This is a genomic window from Caballeronia sp. SL1002, from assembly GCF_057814995.1.
Genome location: NZ_JBYMUW010000005.1, coordinates 936,924 through 953,729, shown reverse-complemented (window position 1 = coordinate 953,729; position 16,806 = coordinate 936,924). Strand labels below are relative to the sequence as shown.

The 16,806-nt window shown below is 64.2% G+C and carries 17 protein-coding genes; 5 read left to right on the top strand and 12 right to left on the bottom strand.

Annotated features, from left to right (window positions below; genetic code table 11):
• The first annotated feature begins 27 nt into the window (after positions 1-27).
• Together AC3D25_RS28650 and AC3D25_RS28645 are read left to right on the top strand one after the other, a co-directional pair.
• Positions 28-807, top strand: coding sequence for a fumarylacetoacetate hydrolase family protein (locus AC3D25_RS28650; RefSeq protein WP_488891857.1), 780 nt, complete (start codon positions 28-30; stop codon positions 805-807).
• Positions 808-817: 10 nt separating this feature from the next.
• The gene (locus AC3D25_RS28645) at positions 818-1,612 is read left to right on the top strand and encodes a hypothetical protein (protein ID WP_488891856.1); all 795 of its coding nucleotides are present in this window, start codon (positions 818-820) and stop codon (positions 1,610-1,612) included.
• A gap of 83 nt (positions 1,613-1,695) precedes the next feature.
• Here AC3D25_RS28645 and AC3D25_RS28640 read toward each other — a convergent pair whose 3' ends face one another.
• The 3 genes from AC3D25_RS28640 to AC3D25_RS28630 all read right to left on the bottom strand — a co-directional run bounded on the left by AC3D25_RS28640 (position 1,696) and on the right by AC3D25_RS28630 (position 3,919).
• Positions 1,696-1,950: a CsbD family protein gene (locus tag AC3D25_RS28640; RefSeq protein WP_488891855.1), complete on the bottom strand. Its 255-nt coding sequence runs from the start codon at positions 1,948-1,950 to the stop codon at positions 1,696-1,698.
• A gap of 116 nt (positions 1,951-2,066) precedes the next feature.
• Positions 2,067-2,423 (bottom strand): response regulator, encoded by a 357-nt coding sequence (locus AC3D25_RS28635; protein WP_488891854.1) that lies wholly within the window; start codon positions 2,421-2,423, stop codon positions 2,067-2,069.
• Positions 2,420-3,919 (bottom strand): ATPase domain-containing protein, encoded by a 1,500-nt coding sequence (locus AC3D25_RS28630; RefSeq protein ID WP_488891853.1) that lies wholly within the window; start codon positions 3,917-3,919, stop codon positions 2,420-2,422. The genes AC3D25_RS28635 and AC3D25_RS28630 overlap by 4 nt, the downstream gene beginning before the upstream one ends.
• Positions 3,920-4,073: 154 nt before the next feature.
• Between AC3D25_RS28630 and AC3D25_RS28625 the strand changes: the two genes are divergently transcribed.
• The 3 genes from AC3D25_RS28625 to AC3D25_RS28615 all read left to right on the top strand — a co-directional run bounded on the left by AC3D25_RS28625 (position 4,074) and on the right by AC3D25_RS28615 (position 6,326).
• Entirely contained in the window at positions 4,074-4,484 is a 411-nt protein-coding gene (locus AC3D25_RS28625; protein WP_488891852.1) for a hypothetical protein, read from the top strand.
• A 136-nt stretch (positions 4,485-4,620) separates the two neighbouring features.
• Positions 4,621-5,334 carry a DUF2968 domain-containing protein gene (locus tag AC3D25_RS28620; protein WP_488891851.1) on the top strand — a complete coding sequence of 238 codons (714 nt, stop codon included), beginning with the start codon at positions 4,621-4,623 and terminating at the stop codon, positions 5,332-5,334.
• A gap of 284 nt (positions 5,335-5,618) precedes the next feature.
• The gene (locus AC3D25_RS28615) at positions 5,619-6,326 is read left to right on the top strand and encodes an OmpA family protein (RefSeq protein ID WP_488891850.1); all 708 of its coding nucleotides are present in this window, start codon (positions 5,619-5,621) and stop codon (positions 6,324-6,326) included.
• A gap of 95 nt (positions 6,327-6,421) precedes the next feature.
• Here the strand turns inward: AC3D25_RS28615 and AC3D25_RS28610 are convergent, their stop codons facing one another.
• The 9 genes from AC3D25_RS28610 to AC3D25_RS28570 form a co-directional block, all read right to left on the bottom strand.
• Complete coding sequence (locus AC3D25_RS28610; RefSeq protein ID WP_488891849.1) at positions 6,422-6,946, bottom strand: methylated-DNA--[protein]-cysteine S-methyltransferase; 525 nt, start codon at positions 6,944-6,946, stop codon at positions 6,422-6,424.
• A 42-nt stretch (positions 6,947-6,988) separates the two neighbouring features.
• Positions 6,989-8,863, bottom strand: coding sequence for an AfsR/SARP family transcriptional regulator (locus AC3D25_RS28605; protein ID WP_488891848.1), 1,875 nt, complete (start codon positions 8,861-8,863; stop codon positions 6,989-6,991).
• 34 nt (positions 8,864-8,897) lie between these two features.
• On the bottom strand, positions 8,898-9,173 hold the full coding sequence (locus AC3D25_RS28600) for a DUF4242 domain-containing protein (protein WP_488891847.1): 276 nt from the start codon (positions 9,171-9,173) through the stop codon (positions 8,898-8,900).
• A gap of 206 nt (positions 9,174-9,379) precedes the next feature.
• Positions 9,380-11,122 (bottom strand): IlvD/Edd family dehydratase, encoded by a 1,743-nt coding sequence (locus AC3D25_RS28595; protein ID WP_488891846.1) that lies wholly within the window; start codon positions 11,120-11,122, stop codon positions 9,380-9,382.
• Positions 11,123-11,143: 21 nt separating this feature from the next.
• A complete protein-coding gene (gene yjfF / locus AC3D25_RS28590) occupies positions 11,144-12,244 on the bottom strand; it encodes a galactofuranose ABC transporter, permease protein YjfF (protein WP_488891845.1) in 1,101 nt (366 codons plus the stop codon).
• On the bottom strand, positions 12,241-13,290 hold the full coding sequence (locus AC3D25_RS28585; protein ID WP_488891844.1) for an ABC transporter permease: 1,050 nt from the start codon (positions 13,288-13,290) through the stop codon (positions 12,241-12,243). Before AC3D25_RS28585 ends, yjfF begins: the two co-directional genes overlap by 4 nt.
• Positions 13,287-14,801, bottom strand: a complete 1,515-nt coding sequence (locus tag AC3D25_RS28580) for a sugar ABC transporter ATP-binding protein (RefSeq protein WP_488891843.1) — start codon at positions 14,799-14,801, stop codon at positions 13,287-13,289. Before AC3D25_RS28580 ends, AC3D25_RS28585 begins: the two co-directional genes overlap by 4 nt.
• Positions 14,802-14,883: 82 nt before the next feature.
• Entirely contained in the window at positions 14,884-15,831 is a 948-nt protein-coding gene (locus AC3D25_RS28575; RefSeq protein ID WP_488892181.1) for an ABC transporter substrate-binding protein, read from the bottom strand.
• A gap of 296 nt (positions 15,832-16,127) precedes the next feature.
• On the bottom strand, positions 16,128-16,733 hold the full coding sequence (locus AC3D25_RS28570; protein ID WP_488891842.1) for a phospholipase D family nuclease: 606 nt from the start codon (positions 16,731-16,733) through the stop codon (positions 16,128-16,130).
• Positions 16,734-16,806 lie beyond the last annotated feature (73 nt).

The following is a 16,806-nucleotide window of genomic DNA, read 5'->3' as shown; positions in this document are numbered from 1 at the left end:
GGCGGTGGCCTTCTCAAGGATATTTCCGTGACTACCTGGATCCGCTTTCGCGACGCCGAAGGCCGTATCGGCTTCGGCGCGCTCGATGAAACCACGCAGCGCGTGGCCCATTACGACGGCTCGCTTTTCGAGCATCCCAAGCCGACCGGCGAAACGTCTGCATTCGATACCCTGACGCTGCTCGCGCCGTGCGAGCCGACCAAGGTCGTCGCGCTGTGGAACAACTTTCACGCGCTGTCGCAGAAACTCGACAAAGCGCCGCCGCAGCATCCGCTCTTTCTCATCAAGCCGCCGATGTCGGTGATCGGACCGCGCGAAGCGATCCGCCGTCCGAAAAGCTATCACGGCAAGATCGCCTACGAGGGCGAACTGGGCATCGTGATCGGCGCGCGATGCAGCAACGTGTCGGTCGAGGAAGCCGAAGCGGCAATCTTCGGCTACACCTGCGTGAACGACGTGACCGCCGTCGAACTGCTTCAGGAAGATCCTAATTTCGCGCAATGGTGCCGCTCGAAGGGCTTTGACACTTTCAGTTGCCTCGGTCCCGCTATCGTCGCCGGTTTCGACTGGCGCGCCGCGCACGTCGTGACGACGCTCGACGGCGTGGAACGTCAGAACTATCCGCTCGACGACATGATTTTCACGCCCGCCGAGCAGGTGAGCCTGATCTCGCAGGACATGACGCTGATGCCCGGCGACGTGATCGCGTGCGGCACGTCGATCGGCGTCGGCTCGATCAAGGATGGATCGAGCGTGGACGTGTCCATCGCGGGAATCGGCACGCTCACGAACCGGCTCGCGGCGTAAGGAGGCGAGCATGCTCGACGCTCTCGGCGGTGCGCTGTGCGTGTGGGCCGTGCTCGCGGCGCTGGCCGCGTTGCGCGCCAGCAGCGACGGCGCGGGCAGTGTGCGCGCTCGCGGCATCCGCGCTCGCGGCGCGCTGCCGGCCGCGCGGCGGCGGGTCTTGTGGGAAATCGCCACGATGGGCGCGGTGCTGATTGTCGTTTATGCGATGGCCGGACGCGCGGACGCTGTCATGTCGATGCTGGTCGCGCTCGTAATCGCGGGCGGCGTGGGCGGTGCGGCGGTGGCGGGGCGCGGCGTGTCGTCGGAAAAGATACGCGGGTCGTTCCAGCCGCTCGGTCCCATCGCGGCGATGGCGCTTGCGTTGCCGCTGCTCGCCGGAACCACCACCCCCGACGCGCCGATCATGCCCGCCGCCGCACTGGCCGGTGCGGCAGGCGCGTGGGCGGCGTCGATCCTTCTCCGTGAAACCGGCGTGCGGCTGAAGCTCGGCGGCGCGCCCTGGCATTTCACCTGTGCGGGCGCGTGCGCGTTGCTCGCATATGTCGCGGGTCTGGAGCCGGGTCCGGTCGCCGTGGTCGAGGTGGGCGGCATGATCGCGTTGATCGGCGGGCAACTGGCGGTCGCGCTCGGCGGCGATGCATGGAGCGCGCTTTCGTCGATACTCGATGGCTTCGCCGCGTGCTCGGTCGTGGCCGCGGGCGTCGCGGCGGGGAGCGGGGCGATGATCGTCGTCGGCGTCGTGCTCGCGGTCGGCTGCGCGGCGGTGCATGCGGGCGCGTTATCGGCGCAGCGGCGCTGCATATAGCGTCTTTCTGGCGTCGTTCTGCAAAAACCCAAAAAAAACGGCGGTTCAGGCGAACCGCCGTTTTTGTTCTGCACGCGCCGCGCTTAGTTCTGACGATTCCAGATTGCGCCGAGCAGGAAACCGATCGCGCCCGCGATCAGCAAGCCATTGATCGGCTGATTGATGACGGCGGTGCGCACGTTGTCGAGCGTCTCGCCGTAGCTTTGCTGCAGCGAGCCGAGCGCCTGACGCGCCTTGCCTTCCGCCTGCACCGACGCGTCGCCGGTCAACCCGCCGACTGCATCCTGAACCTTGCCCACCACGTTCTGAGCCGCGCCTTCCAATTGATCCTGCACCATTCGTGCCTCCCGTTCTGTGTGTAGCGGTTACCGAGTTTTCCGGCGTGTTCCCGGACTGTATCCAGCGTGGCCGGAACAGAAGACGCAGCACGGTTCATGCCCGGCGGAGCGGCACTTCAGGCGGACCCGATGAGACGGCCGACGATCGCGATGAGATCGTCGATGGAAAGCGGCTTGCGATGAAACTCCAGCGCCGCGTGTTCGATAGCCGGCACTTTCGCCGCCGCGCTCGTCAGGATGACCGGCACCTGCGCGAGCGCGTCGTCGTCGGCGAGGGCGCGCGCGAGCGCCACGCCGTCCATGCGCGGCATCATCCAGTCGGTCAGAATCAGGTCGGGCTTGCCCGCCCGCGCCGCTTCCAGCGCCAGCAGGCCGTTCGACGCCGTGACGACCTCGTAGCCTTCCATCTCCAGCACAAGCCGCCAGGTCGTCAGGAGATCGAATTCGTCGTCGACTACCAGAATCTTTTTCATGTCCGCGTGCCGGTATCGGACGCTGAGAGCATCGGCGAAATCGTGCCGCGCCCGGACAAAAGACCCGTCGAGCCGATAAACCCATCGGTCACGTGCAGCCCGCGTTCGTCGATCGCGAAACGCCGGATCGTCATGTCGTGCGCGCTTTCGCGCAATTTGACAACGGACAGCATTCGGACGAGTCCCGAATTCGTCTCGACATAACGCAGCAGCACAATGTTTTCAGTCATGGCCGATGCGCGCAACGACGTGGCCTGGACGCCGTCGCTATAAAGCGGCAGTTCCTCCGTGAGCACGGTCGTGACGGCCGCCTGGCGCAGCCGGTGCGTGAGCGCGTTGAGAAACAGGCCGAAGCGCTCGACACGGTTCGCGGAATCGTGAAAGCCCTCGATTCCATCGACCACCAGCCGCGACGCCTTCGTCCGCACGACCACGTCGATCAGCTGCGCCGCGAGTTCGTCGATGGCGAGTTCGACGGCCGGCTGCCATTGAATCGTGAGCCGCCCGTCCGCGACCGCGGCCGCGAGCTTGATCGAGACGGCCTCGGCCTTTGCGATCAACCGCTCCGGTGCTTCATAAAAGCCGAAATACACACAGCGCTCGCCATTCTCGACACCCGCTTCGAGAAACTTCAGCGCGAGCAGCGTCTTGCCGACGCCCGACGGCCCGATCAGTGTCGTGGTCGAACCTTTGACCAATCCGCCGCCGATCGTCGCGTCGAGGTCGGGCATGCCGAACGCGAGTTTCGTCTTCAAATCCGGCGCGCCTTCGAGCAGCGACGGCCGCGCTTCGAGGCGCGGGAACATCACGAGCCCATCGGCGGTTATCTTGAAAAAGTGCTTGCCGAGCAGATGATCGCGTGCGCGCAGCTTGTGAACCTCGATCTCGCGCGCGCGGCGCATGCCGGTGTTGAACCGGTTCAGTTCGATCAGCCCATCGACGAGCGTGTGCTCCGGATGCGGTTCGTTGCCCGAAAGCGGCGCGAGAATCAGCGTCGTGCAGCGCGCGGCGCTCACGAACGCGCTTAGTTCATGGATAAATTGCGACAGTTCCAGCTCGGTCGAACTGAATTCGCGCGCGCTCCGAAACCCGTCGATCACCATGAAACGCGGCCGGCTCGTCTTGATGGTCTGCGCGATCAGCGAGAGGAAACCGGAGAGACCGTCGCGCATCAGTTCGTGATAGCCGGACACGAACAGCATGCGGTCCGAAATGGCGTCGGCGTTGTAGAACGAGAGCGCCTGCAAATGCGTGAGGAGCTTCGAATGCGACTCGGCGATCAGCGTGACGTACAGCACGGTATCGCCCGCGGCCACGCGATGAAAGCCGATTTGCGACGAAAGAATGGTCTTCCCGGCGCCCGCCATGCCTTCTATCAAATACAGACCGCCCTGGACGAGGCCGCCGCCCAGGATGTCGTCGAAGCCGGGGACGCCGGTCGTGATGTTGGTCGGGTCGATATCCGGCTGCTGCTTTGCCGTGTCTTCTTTGAGCATAATTTATGTCAGTTGCCGTGGCGATTCGAGAGGCGCGAAAGCGCGATTATCGCCGGTTTGGCGCGGCGCGTGCGGGCGCCAATGACGGGCAACGCTTGGGCGGCAAGGGCGTCGACTGGCCTCGTACATTAGCAGCAAGATCCACGCCCGGTAATTGGCCGAAATCTTGTTGCGCTGGGTGCTGACGAAAATTAGGAACGCGCTCATGGCGGCTCGCACTCGCGAGTGGTCTGATTGCGGCCCTTTCGCGCGGCCACCGCCGCGTGCTTCTCAAGCCTTCGCGCCGCTCCCATTGATCACCATGAACCTCTGTTTTCTCCTGCGCATCTCGTCGGTCGCGGCGCTTGCCTGCTTTGGCAGTACGCTGTCGCGCGCCTGTCCCGCATCGCTCGACGCCGGCATCTTCTCGAAAGCGCCACTTGCGGCAAACGGCGACCCACGGGCTATTTCGATACCACCGCGCGCCGCCGCCGATGCCGGCATCTTTGCGCCGGCGTCGGCGTCCGATCCCTCGCCATTCACACGGAATTTGCGTGAAAAGCGAAAAGCCAATCTCGATCTTTGACAAATCGGCTTGATGCGGTTATTTCTTGAGACGCTGTACGGAATCAAATGTGAATCCCGCCTTCGATAATTAACGTGCGATTCGTCACCGTTAATCGTCATTCACCGGTTTAACTAGCGCGGCTGAGAAGACCTTGATGATTTCCACCCATAAAAGCCAGCTTGTCGCGCTGCTATTCGGAATTCTGACGGGCGCCACGGCCTGCGCGGACGGCACACGTTCACCCGCCACCGCCCCGTTTGGCAAGGCCGTGCGCGTGGACGCCGACGCCGACGCCAGTTCCAGCCAGCGGCGCAGTATTCTCTCCGGCGCGACCGACGACGAAACGCCCTCCACGGCAAATGGCAATGTCGCCGAACTCGAACGGATGATTCGCGATGGCAAAGTCACGGAATTACGCACCGTTTATAACGGGAGTTATGGCGCGAGCCTGATGTATTATCCCGACGAACTGATTTATTATGTCACGCTATTTCAGCAAAAGAAATTCTGGCGCGTGGTGAAAACCCAAAACGACGTGCGAGCGGAAAGTGTTTTCAGCGAGTTTTCGAAAAACTCCGCCACCCTCGCCGATACGGAAATTCGCCGCACCAAGCTCGAAGCGGAAAAAGCCTACGCCGACCGGTTGATCGCCGCGCAGCAAACCCGCGCCGACCGCCTGCAGGCCGACCTCGATGTCGCGCGTGCGCAGCAAGGCCAGGTCGCCGATCGCCAGCAGCAGCAACAGGACGCCATCAAGACGTTGCGCGCCGAACAGGCCGCCGCGCAAACCCAGCTTCGCGCGCTCCAGCTGCGCGTGCAGGACCTCCAGAAGCAGACCGACAGCGATCTCGCGCCGCCCGCGCGCTGAGTTTCCGCGTCTCGCCCCATGCGGCCCAGGCGCGGTCTCGGCCGCGGTTTCGTCGCGTTCATCTCGAAAACTAAGCATGACTATGTTTAGGATTTATCGCGTGAAGAACGATAAATAGCGCGTGCTAGTATTCCGCGCGATTTCGGATTCCGAAACTATTTTGATATTCAAATCGCGCGCTTGAGGCGAATACAGCGGCTGTGCGGATCGGGTCACTTTCTCGTGCCCTCCCAGTACGTATTTGTCTCGGTTCATTCAGTCACTGCAATTCAGGGAAGTAAAACATGTCGCAAAAAATTATCGCAGCAGTTCTTTTGTCGATCGGCGTGCTCGCCGGTTGTTCGACCGCGTCCGGTCCCACGTTCAACCTGAATGAAATCCACAGTTCGGATGGCTCGAAGGCTTTCCGCATCGAATGTCACGGCCTGCTCGAAGGCGTGAATGCCTGCGTGAAAGTAGCCCAGGAAACGTGCGGCGATTTGCCCGCCTACAAGCTCGACACGATGGAGCGCCTGCGCGCGCCGAACGAGGAGTCGAGCGACCCGCGTATCCTGACGTTCCAGTGCGGTGCGGCCGTCCAGGCACCGCCGCCCGCGCCGGTAGCGCAAGTCGAAGCGCCGGCGCCGGCGCCGGTCGCTCAGCCGGTTCGCCAGATGGACCTGAGCGGCGACGCCAACTTCGACCTCGACCGTGCAACGCTGACGCCGGTGGCAATGCGCACGCTCGACCAGTTCGTCAAAGCGGGCGACGACGCCACGTTCCGGGAACTCGCCGTCGCGGGTTACACCGATTCGACGGGTCCCAGCGCGTATAACCAGAAGTTGTCGGAACGCCGCGCGCAAGCTGTCATGAGCTACCTGAAAGCGCACGGCCTGCGCGCTCAAAGCTATGTCGCGCGTGGTTTCGGCAAGTCGGATCCGGTCGCGTCGAATGCGACGGCCGAAGGTCGCGCGAAGAATCGCCGGGTGGATGTGCGCGTGACTGCGCAATAAGCCTGCGTCGAGTTCGCGATGCGCTGAATCTCGGCGCACTCGCCGAATCGCGATGAAAACCCCCGCAAGCACTGTGCTTGCGGGGGTTTTTTTCGTTAGAACAGCGTGAGTTGCGCGCGTCCCGGGCCGCCTTCGAGCGTGAGCAGATGCTGCTTGCGTTCGACGCCGCCCGCGTAGCCGGTCAGTTCGCCGTCGCTCCCGACCACGCGATGACACGGCACGATAATGCTCACCGGATTGCGTCCGTTCGCGCTGCCGACCGCTCGCGACGAACCCGCCTGAAAGCCGAGATGGCGCGCGAGATCGCCGTAAGTCCACGCGTCGCCGAAAGCGATTTCCTGCAGCGCCTGCCAGACACGCTGCTGGAACGCCGTACCGTTGAGTCGCAACTTCACCGAAAACACGGACCGCTCGCCCGCGAAATACTCGTTGATCTGCGTGCGCGCTTCGGCGATCACGCGCGGCAACGGACGCGCGGCCTTCGCGGCGTGCGCGGCGGCATCGGCAATACCCGGCGGCAGATGCTTTTGCCCGGCGAAGTAAAGTCCGGTCAGGCTGTCGTCTTCGGCGCGATACAGGATATGCCCGAGCGGGCTGGGTGCAACGTGACATTCAATCATTCGATACTCCGCAAATGCGCCGAAAGGCTGCGTGCCGTCATCTTATAGAAGCGGGCGAGGGGGCGTCGGGGAGCGTGCGGGACGTGCGGGACGTGCGGTCTTGGGCGCCGGTCGTATCGTGGAAAGACGGGCGATATCCGCGCTCAGTGCGGGATTGTCGATCTCGCGCGCGAGCAGACGCGCCGCAGCGGCGCTTGCGCTGTCGCCGAGCGCCGCGCGGTGCAGATGCGCGCGCGCTGTGAGTTCGCGCATGCCCGTCTGCGCGGCGAGTCCCTGCAACTCGCCGATCCACGTCAGCGCCTCGGGCATATCGTGCGCGACCGCGAGGCCGCACAGCACGTCGAGTGTGTAGCCTTTGCACCAGAGATAGGCGTCGGGCAGGCGCACGCTGCGCTGAATCGCGTCGAGCAGAATGCTCGCGGCCAGTTGCGTCTCGCCCCGCGCGATGGCGACGCGCCCCCGTCCGCGGCCCGCGATGCCTTCCCAACACGGATCGCCGAGTTGGCAGCCGAGCGCGAACGCATGCTCGAAGCGTTCGGCGGCGGTGTCGATATCGCCACGCAGCAGGTCCACTTCCGCGCGCAGCGACTGCGGCCACGGCGCGAACGCGGTCCAGTTTTCGGCCGCGACGGCAAGCGATGCATCGAGCGCGGTCGTGGCGGCATCGAGATCGCCGCGCAGCAGCAGGGCGCGGCCGGTCATCGACTGCGCATACGCGACCTGCTTCGTGTCGCCGGTCTGCGCAGCGAGCGATTCGGCGCTGCGCAACATCGCAATCGCCGCGGCGTAATGCGCGGTATCGCTGAGCACCGCGCCGCAGACGGTGGCGATGCGCGCCTGTTCGGCGGTCGCATTGCCCGCGAGCGGGGCCGCGCGGCGCAGCCACGCCAGCGCGCGCGCATAACGCCCGCGCAAAAATTCGACGTAACCCAGTTCGCGGCAAGCCGCCGCAGCCACGGCGCGCATCGTCCTTCCGGCCACCCGCAATGCTTCGTGCAGCGCCGTCGCGCCTTCCTCGTCGCGGCCGCGCGCGGCGTGGACCAGCGCGCCGCCAAGCGCGAGGCGCGCGCGCGCCTGCAAGTCGGGATCGGCGGTGGCGTCGGCATCGGTAATGGCGCGGCGCAGACACTGGAGACCCGCGTCCAGCGCACCCGCGCGGATTGCCGCTTCGCCCGCTTCGATCTGCGCGAGCGCCGCCGCGCGGCCCGTCGCAGGACGCGCGGTCGGGATGGCGGTGTCGGTGCGCATGGCGGCGTCGAGCGTCGGGCCAGGATGCACGCCCAGCTCGCGGATGAATAGTTCGCGGCACGCGGCCGCCTGCCGCGCCGCGCCCACGCCGTCGCCCGCCGCCGCGAGGCTGCGCACGAGGAGCGCCTGGAAGTTTTCGTCGAGTGGATTCTGGCGCACGAGCCGCGCGGCGAGATTTGCGGCATCGGCGGGCGCGCCTGCCGCGAGCCGGGACAGCGCGGCCTCGCGCAGCACGGCTTCGGCCATCGCGTGGAAATGACGGCGTTCGGTCGCGAGCCAGACCTCGAACGACGGACTGCTCGAAAAGCGCATGCCTTCCAGCAATTCGCGGTCGAAGGCAGGAATCTGAAGCGCGGCCTCGGGCGATCCGCTGCTCACGATACGCACATCGACCAGGACCGACGCGTCCAGCGACAACGCGGGCGCGTCGCCGCGCAGGCCGGCGTCGCCGATCAGTCGCCGCAGTTCGCTCAGGTTCCAGCGCAGCGCGGCGAGCGGGTCGTCGGCGTCTTCGAACAGCAAGCTCGCCAGATGTTGACGGCTCGCGGGCGCGTCGCAGCGGACAAGGTACGCGAGCAGGCCCCAGACCTTGTGGCCGCGCGGCGCGGGGATGGTCTGGCCGTCCCGTTCCACACGCGGCACGCCGAGGAGGTGGATCGCGAGGGACACGGGATTTGAGCGATTGATTGCAGTGAGAACGTGCTCAGGCTTCGGCGGTGGTCGGGTCGATCACCGTGCGGACCTGCGCGACGCTATTGGCCGGAAAGCCGCCCCGGCGCGCGTGTTCGCGGATCAGTTCTTCGTTCGGCGCGTTGTAGACGCAGTAGATTTTGTTGTCGGTCACGTAGCTTTGCACCCATTGAATATCGGGGCCGAGTTCCTGCAGGACGCTGCACGACTTCTGCGAGATTGCCTGAAAATCCGCTGGCGTCGATCCGCCAATTCCATCGATATTCCGTTCGATCACAAATTTCGGCATGACTATCTCCTTGGGAGAGTTGAGTAGGAGCCCCGAGAATGCGTGCGCTGCGTGTGAGCGGGCGTGTGACGATATCGTCGCGGCGCATTTTTTTCATTGTGCGCTCGATTTCGTGCCCATAAATAAGACGAATAAACGCACACGGCGGGCCGCGAGGCCCGCCGTGTGCGTGTGTCTGCTAGAGAAAAGTTTCGGCTAACGCGCGCTCAATGCGAATGCCGCGGCACATCCGCGCCGCGACAGCCGACCAGAAAGTCGAAATCGCAGCCCTGATCGGCTTGCAGCACGTGATCGACGTAGAGCTTGCGGTAGCCGCTCGCATCCGCTGGAATTTCGCGTTGCGCTTCGCTCCAGTCGGCGAGGCGCGACGTCAGTTCCGCCTCGCTGATCTCCAGATGCAAACGCCCCGCGAACGCATCCATTTCGATCCAGTCCCCTTCGCGCACGACCGCCAGCGGCCCGCCCGCGCGCGCTTCCGGCGCGACGTGCAGCACCACCGTGCCGTACGCCGTGCCGCTCATGCGGGCATCGGAGACACGCACCATATCGGTCACACCTTGCGCTAAAAGCTTCGGCGGCAGGCCCATGTTGCCCACTTCCGCCATGCCTGGATAGCCCTTCGGCCCGCAGTTTTTCATCACGAGAATCGAATCGGCGGTGACGTCGAGATCGGGATCGGCGATGCGCGCCTTGTAGTCGTCGAAGTTCTCGAACACGACCGCGCGGCCGCGATGCTTGAGCAACGCGGGCGTCGCCGCCGACGGCTTGATGACCGCGCCGCCCGGCGCAAGATTGCCGCGCACGACGCACAAACCGCCATCGGGGATCAGCGGTTTTTCGAGCGGACGAATGACTTCTTCATCGTAGATCGGCGCTTCCTTCACGTTCTCCCAGAGCGATTTTCCGTTCGCCGTGAGCGCATCCGGATGCGGCAACAAACCCGCTTCGCCGAGGCGGCGCAGCACGCCCGGCAAGCCGCCCGCGTAATAAAACTCCTCCATCAGAAAGCGGCCTGAAGGCTGCAAATCGACGAGCGTCGGCGTGCCGCGCCCAATCGTCGTCCAGTCGTCGAGTTCCAGATTCACGCCGATCCGTCCCGCAATCGCCTTCAAATGAATCGCCGCATTCGTCGATCCGCCGATGGCCGCGTTCGCGCGGATCGCGTTCTCGAAGGCTTCCCGCGTGAGCAGTTTGGAGAGCCGCAGATCGTCGAGCGCCATCTCCACGATGCGCATGCCCGACATGTGCGCGAGCACGTAGCGGCGTGCATCGACAGCCGGAATCGCGGCGTTGTGCGGCAGCGTGACGCCGAGCGCTTCGGCCATGCAGGCCATCGTGGAAGCCGTGCCCATCGTGTTGCAGGTGCCCGCCGAGCGCGACATGCCGGCTTCCGCCGACATGAATTCGTGCAGCGTGATCTTGCCCGCTTTCACTTGCTCGCTGAGTTGCCACACGACCGTACCGGACCCGATGTCCTTGCCGTGATGCTTGCCGTTGAGCATCGGGCCGCCCGACACGACAATCGCCGGCACGTCGCAACTGGCCGCGCCCATCAGCAGCGCAGGCGTGGTTTTATCGCAGCCGACCAGCAGCACGACGGCGTCGATCGGGTTGCCGCGAATCGATTCTTCGACGTCCATGCTCGCGAGATTGCGCGTGAACATCGCGGTCGGTCGCAGGTTGGATTCGCCATTGGAGAACACCGGAAACTCGACCGGATAGCCGCCTGCTTCGAACACGCCGCGCCGCACGTGTTCGGCGAGCTTGCGGAAATGCGCGTTGCAGGGCGTGAGTTCGGACCAGGTATTGCAGATGCCGATGATCGGCTTGCCGTGGAATTCGTGATCGGGAATGCCTTGGTTTTTCATCCAGCTTCGATACATGAAGCCGTTTTTGTCGGCGGTGCCGAACCATTGGGCGGAGCGCAGCGGGCGTTTTGCGTCGGACATGTCTGTTCCTGGAACCTTCACTTAACTACGGGATATCATCGCGACGGAGTCGGCTCCGTTCGCCGAATCGGGCGGGGCGGCCTTGCTGCGCCGCTTCGAGGGAATGCGTTTACCGGAGGCCGTGCCGTTCGACTTGCGTCGCGCGGCGTGACGCTCGATCACCCGTTGCAGCAGGCAGAACGCGCACAGCAGCGCGCCGATCACGATACGCGTCCACCACGAACTGAGCGTGCCGTCGAAGGTGATGAGCGTCTGGATCGTGCCGAGAATGCCGACCCCGAACACCGAGCCGATCACGTAACCCACACCGCCCGTCAAGAGCGTACCGCCGATCACCGTCGCGGCGATCGCGTCGAGTTCCATGCCCTGGCCCTGCAGGCCGTAGCCCGAGAGCACGTAAAGCGTGAACACGACGCCGCCGAGCGCCGAGCAGAAGCCGCTCAGCGCATACACGCCGACTTTCGTGCGCGCGACCGGCAGGCCCATCAAGAGCGCCGAGCGTTCGTTGCCGCCGACCGCGTAGATGTTGCGGCCGAAGCGTGTGAAATGCGCGACGTAGATCGCGACGCCAAGCGTCACGATGGCGATCAGCGCGCCGGTCGTGAGCGACGCGCCGCCCACCGCGACGTGGAACGCGGAGAGCGCGTGGAAGGTCGGGTCGTTGATCGTGATGGATTGCGTCGTGATGAGGAAGCACGCGCCGCGCGCGAGGAACATGCCCGCGAGCGTGACGATGAACGGCTGCAACTTGAAGAAGTGGATCAGCGCGCCCATCGCCGCGCCGTACAGCGCGCCCAAAGCGAGCACGAGCGGCACGATGACCCATACGGGCCAGTGGAGCCGTTCGGCCCCGACGGCGCAGAGAATGGTGGTCAGCGCGACGACCGATCCCACCGACAGGTCGATTCCGCCCGACACGATCACGAACGTCATGCCGATCGCGACGATCAGGAGGAACGCGTTATCGATCAAAAGGCCGAGCAGCACCTGAAGCGAGAAGAAGCCGGTGTACATCGCCGATCCGAAGCCGAACAGCGCGGTGAACAGGACGATGGTGACGAGAATCGGTAGCGTGCGCGGATCGGCGATGCGATCGAAAAGCTGGCTCAAACGCTGGCTCATTTTGCGGCCTCGGTAAGTCGCTTGTCCGGCGTGGACGGAAACACGCGCTTCAGTTGGCGGAGGAACGCGGTGCGCGCCGCTTGCGACTGGATCACGCTCACCACGAGCACGACCGCGGCCTTCACGACGAGCGTCGCCTCGGGCGGCACGCCGATGGAGTAGGTAGTGTATGTCAGCGTCTGGATGATCAACGCGCCGAGCACCGTGCCCGCGAGGCTGAACCGGCCGCCCAGCAAGGACGTGCCGCCGAGCGTCACGGCGAGGATCGCGTCGAGTTCGAGCAGCAGGCCGGCGTTGTTGCCGTCCGCGCTGCGCACGTTCGAACTCGTCAGAATGCCCGCGATCGCCGCCGTCAGGCCGGAGAACGTGTACACGCCGAACACGATCGCGTTCGAGCGCAATCCGGCGAGTCGCGTCGCCACCGGATTGATGCCGATCGCGCGGATGAACATACCGAGCGCCGTGCGGTTCATCAGGAGCGCCGTGACGATCACCGCGCCGGTCGCGACCCACACCGAACACGGCACGCTCGCCAGATAACCGCCGCCGACTTTCAGATACGCCGGGGCGTCGATGGGAATGATCTGGCCGCCGGTGAGCAACTGCGCGACGCCGCGGCCCGCGACCATCAGGATCAGCGTCGCGATGATCGGCTGCATGCCGACGAACGCGACCAGGAGGCCGTTCCACATGCCCGCGAGCACGCCGACCACGAGCGCCGCGCCGAGCGCTTCCATGATGCGCGACGGGTCGTCGGCGAGAAGGGTCGCGGCGGCGGCGCCCGCGATCGCCACGACCGCGCCGACCGAAATGTCGATGCCGCGCGTCGCGATCACGAGCGTCATGCCGAGCGACACGAGCACGAGCGGCGCGGCGCGGTTCAGGATGTCGATGGGCGCGCCGAAGAGGTGGCCGTCGAGCATCGTGAGCGACAGGAAGCGCGAGTTAAAGCCGCAGTCGATCGCGACCAGCAGCACGAGCGTGAGCGCGGGCCACACGAGCGGATGCTGCGTCGCGCGCCTGAACAGGCTGTCTTTTTCAGTCATTCGGCACCTCCGGCGATCAGCCGGTAGATTTGGTCTTCCGAGGCCGCATTCCCCTCGATTTCGGCCACTTTGCGGCGGTCGCGCAGCACGGCGATGCGATGGCTCACGCGCACGACCTCGCTCACTTCCGACGAAATGAACACGATGCCGAGGCCTTTCGCGCACAACGCCAGCACGCGATCCATGATCTCGAACTTGGCGGCGACGTCGATGCCGCGCGTGGGTTCGTCGAGGATCAGCATTTTCGGTTCGGTCGCGAGCCAGCGCGCGAGCAGCACTTTCTGCTGGTTGCCGCCGGACAGGAGACCGATAGGTTGCTCGGCGTCGCGCGCCTTGATACCTAGCCGTTCGATGTAGTCGTCGGCCATCGCGCGCTGTTTCGCGCGGCTCAGGCAGCGCCACCAGCCGCGCCGCGCCTGCAGCGCGAGCGCGATATTTTCGCGGATCGACAGGTCCGCGATGATGCCTTCCTTCTTGCGGTCTTCCGGACAATAACCGATCCCGTGGCGCACCGCGTCGCGCGGCGAATGCAGCTTTGCGGGCTTCCCGCCGATCGACATCGCGCCCGCATCCGCGCGCTCCGCGCCGAAAAAGAGCCGGGCGGTTTCGGTGCGGCCCGAGCCGAGCAGACCGGCGAGACCGAGAATCTGGCCCGGCTGAACGTCGATATCGACCGGATTCATCACGCCGCGCCGCCCGATGCCGCGCATCGCGAAGAACGGCGGCACAGCGGCTTTTTGCGCGGCCGGTTCGGTAGCGGCGCGCTTCAGGCGCTCGGTCATCCGCTCGTGGCCGACCATCTTCGAAACCAGCAGTTCGACCGGCAAATCTTTCGCGAGATATTCGCCTTCGCGCTCGCCGTTGCGCATCACGGTGATGCGGTCGGACACCGCGTAGGTTTGTTCCAGAAAATGCGTGACGAACAGAATCCCGATGCCCGATTCCTTGAGCTTGCGAAGCACGTTGAAGAGGCGCGTGACTTCGCCGTCATCGAGGCTCGAGGTCGGTTCGTCGAGAATCAGCACGCGCGCATCGACCGACACGGCGCGCGCGATAGCGACCATCTGCTGCACGGCAATGGGGTACGTATCGAGCGATTTGGTCACGTCGAGCGAGACGTTCAGCTCGGCGAGCGCCGCTTCCGCGCCGCTGCGAATGGCTTTCCAGTCGATCGCGCCGCGCCGTACCGGCTGACGCCCGGCGAACACGTTTTCGGCGACCGAGAGGTTCGGGCACAGATTGACTTCCTGATACAGCGTGCGGATGCCCGCGGCTTCCGCTTCGAGCGGCGTCGCGAAGTTGACCGGTTCGCCGCCGAGGAGGATCGAACCGGCGTCGTGCGTGTGAACGCCGGTCAGGACATTGATGAGCGTGCTCTTGCCCGCGCCGTTCTGACCCATCAGCGTGTGGATTTCGCCGGGGAACAAGCGAAAATCGACGGCGTGCAGTGCGCGAACCCCGGGGAAAGTTTTAGATATGCCGATGGTTTCGAGAACGGGAGTCCCGGTCATAGGTAAGCCCAGAGGATAAGAAACGGGAAGTCCGCCGCCGTGGGCGGCGGACCTGGCCGATACGCGCGCTTAGTACCTGATCTTAGTACTTACGCTTCGGCATCACCTCGGCGGCGACGCTCATCGGGAAGACCGTTTCGTCGGTCACGATGCGCTTCGGCAACTGCTTGCCCGCGACCACGTCCTTCACGGCGGTCATCAACTGCGGGCCGAGCAGCGGGCTGCATTCGACATCCACGTTGATCTTGCCCGCGACCATCGCCTGGAAGCCGCCCTTGGTGGCGTCGAACGACACCACGCTCACGTCCTTGCCCGGCTTGATGCCCGCTTCTTCCATGGCCTGGATCGCGCCGAGCGCCATGTCGTCGTTATGCGCGTAGACCACGTTGATCTGCTTGCCGTAGGTCTTGACGAACGCTTCCATCACTTGCTTGCCGCCCGCCAGCGTGAAATCGCCGCTTTGCGATGCGATCACCTTGAACTTCGGATCGTTCTTGATGACTTCGAGCAGACCTGCGCGACGGTCGTTCGCCGGCGCCGAGCCGACCGTGCCCTGCAACTCGGCGATATTGATCGGACCGGGTTCGTTCTTGTAGCGCTCCTCCAGCCACTTGCCCGCGCGCCGGCCTTCTTCGAGGAAATCCGAGCCGATCATCGTCACGTAGAGCGACGTATCTTTCACGTCGATATTGCGGTCCGTGAGAATGACCGGAATCTTCGCGGCTTTAGCTTCGGTGAGTACCGGCTCCCAGCCGGATTCGACCACCGGCGAAAACGCGATCACATCGACTTTTTGCGCGATATACGAGCGAATCGCCTTGATCTGGTTTTCCTGCTTCTGCTGCGCGTCGGAGAATTTCAGGTTGATACCCGCGTCTTTCGCCGCGCTTTTCACGGAAACCGTGTTGGCCGTCCGCCATGCGCTTTCCGCGCCGACCTGGGCGAAACCCAGCGTGATTTTCTTGTCTTCCGCGTGTGCGTTCAGCGCCGTTCCGAGCATTGCTACGGAACCGATCAGCGCACCCAGCATGGCGCGTCGGGTGTGTCTCATTGCCGTCTCCTATTTAGTTGTGTTCGGTACGGCCGCGGTCTAAGTTTTGGTGGCGGCTTTAGCCGGTTCGCGCCGGTTTCATCGACGTACCGCACTGAACATTAGCGGCGCGACACATGACAGTCCAATCAATTATTCGTCGTTCGCGATATCGCTTTCGATATAAGGGAAAACGAGTAATGGGAAACGTAAATGCGCTCTAGCTTCGTTAAAGGAAAAAACCTCTCTGCGTGGGCAAAGAGGCTTTTTATGCGGTGCTCGTTTCGACAATTGCGTCAATAAGGCGACGACGCTTCATAACGGGTTTTCCAGTTATCCGCATAGGCTCTGACGAGTTGCGTATCGCCGCGAATCAGAATGCCGTTTTCGGCGTTCCGCTGTTCCGCCGCTTTCGTGAAATTAAACGAGCCGGTGAAGACGGCTTCGTCATCGAAAATCATGACCTTGTTGTGCGCGATTGCCGGCTTCGTATCGATCACGACCGGAATGCCCGCATGACGCAAATAGGTCGCGCTCGAATATTTCTGCGTGACCTGGGATTTGTCGAGAATCACCTTCACATCGACGCCGCGATCCTTCGCGCGCTTGACCGCCGCCGCGATCGGCGTGCTCGTGAACGAGTACGCCTGGATCAGCAGCGATTCGCGAGCGTGGTCGATGGCATCGACGAGTAAGTCCTGGCAACTGTCGCCGTCGGGCACGAAGCAAAGCGAATACGATGCGCTCGCGTTGAGCGGCGTGACGCGCGCGGACGGATGCAGAAAGCGGCTGAGATCGTGGAGCAGCGTTTCAGCGCCGGCAAGCGATGCGCCGGCAAGCGCCGCGCCGGCCAGCGCGACCACGAGCAACGGGACGGCGACGGTGAGTTTGGTGAATCGCATTGAACGTGGAGTGAAGGGCGGGGTGGTTTGCGGGGAGGCGAGAGTATAGCGATTGCGGCGCACATGCGAGACG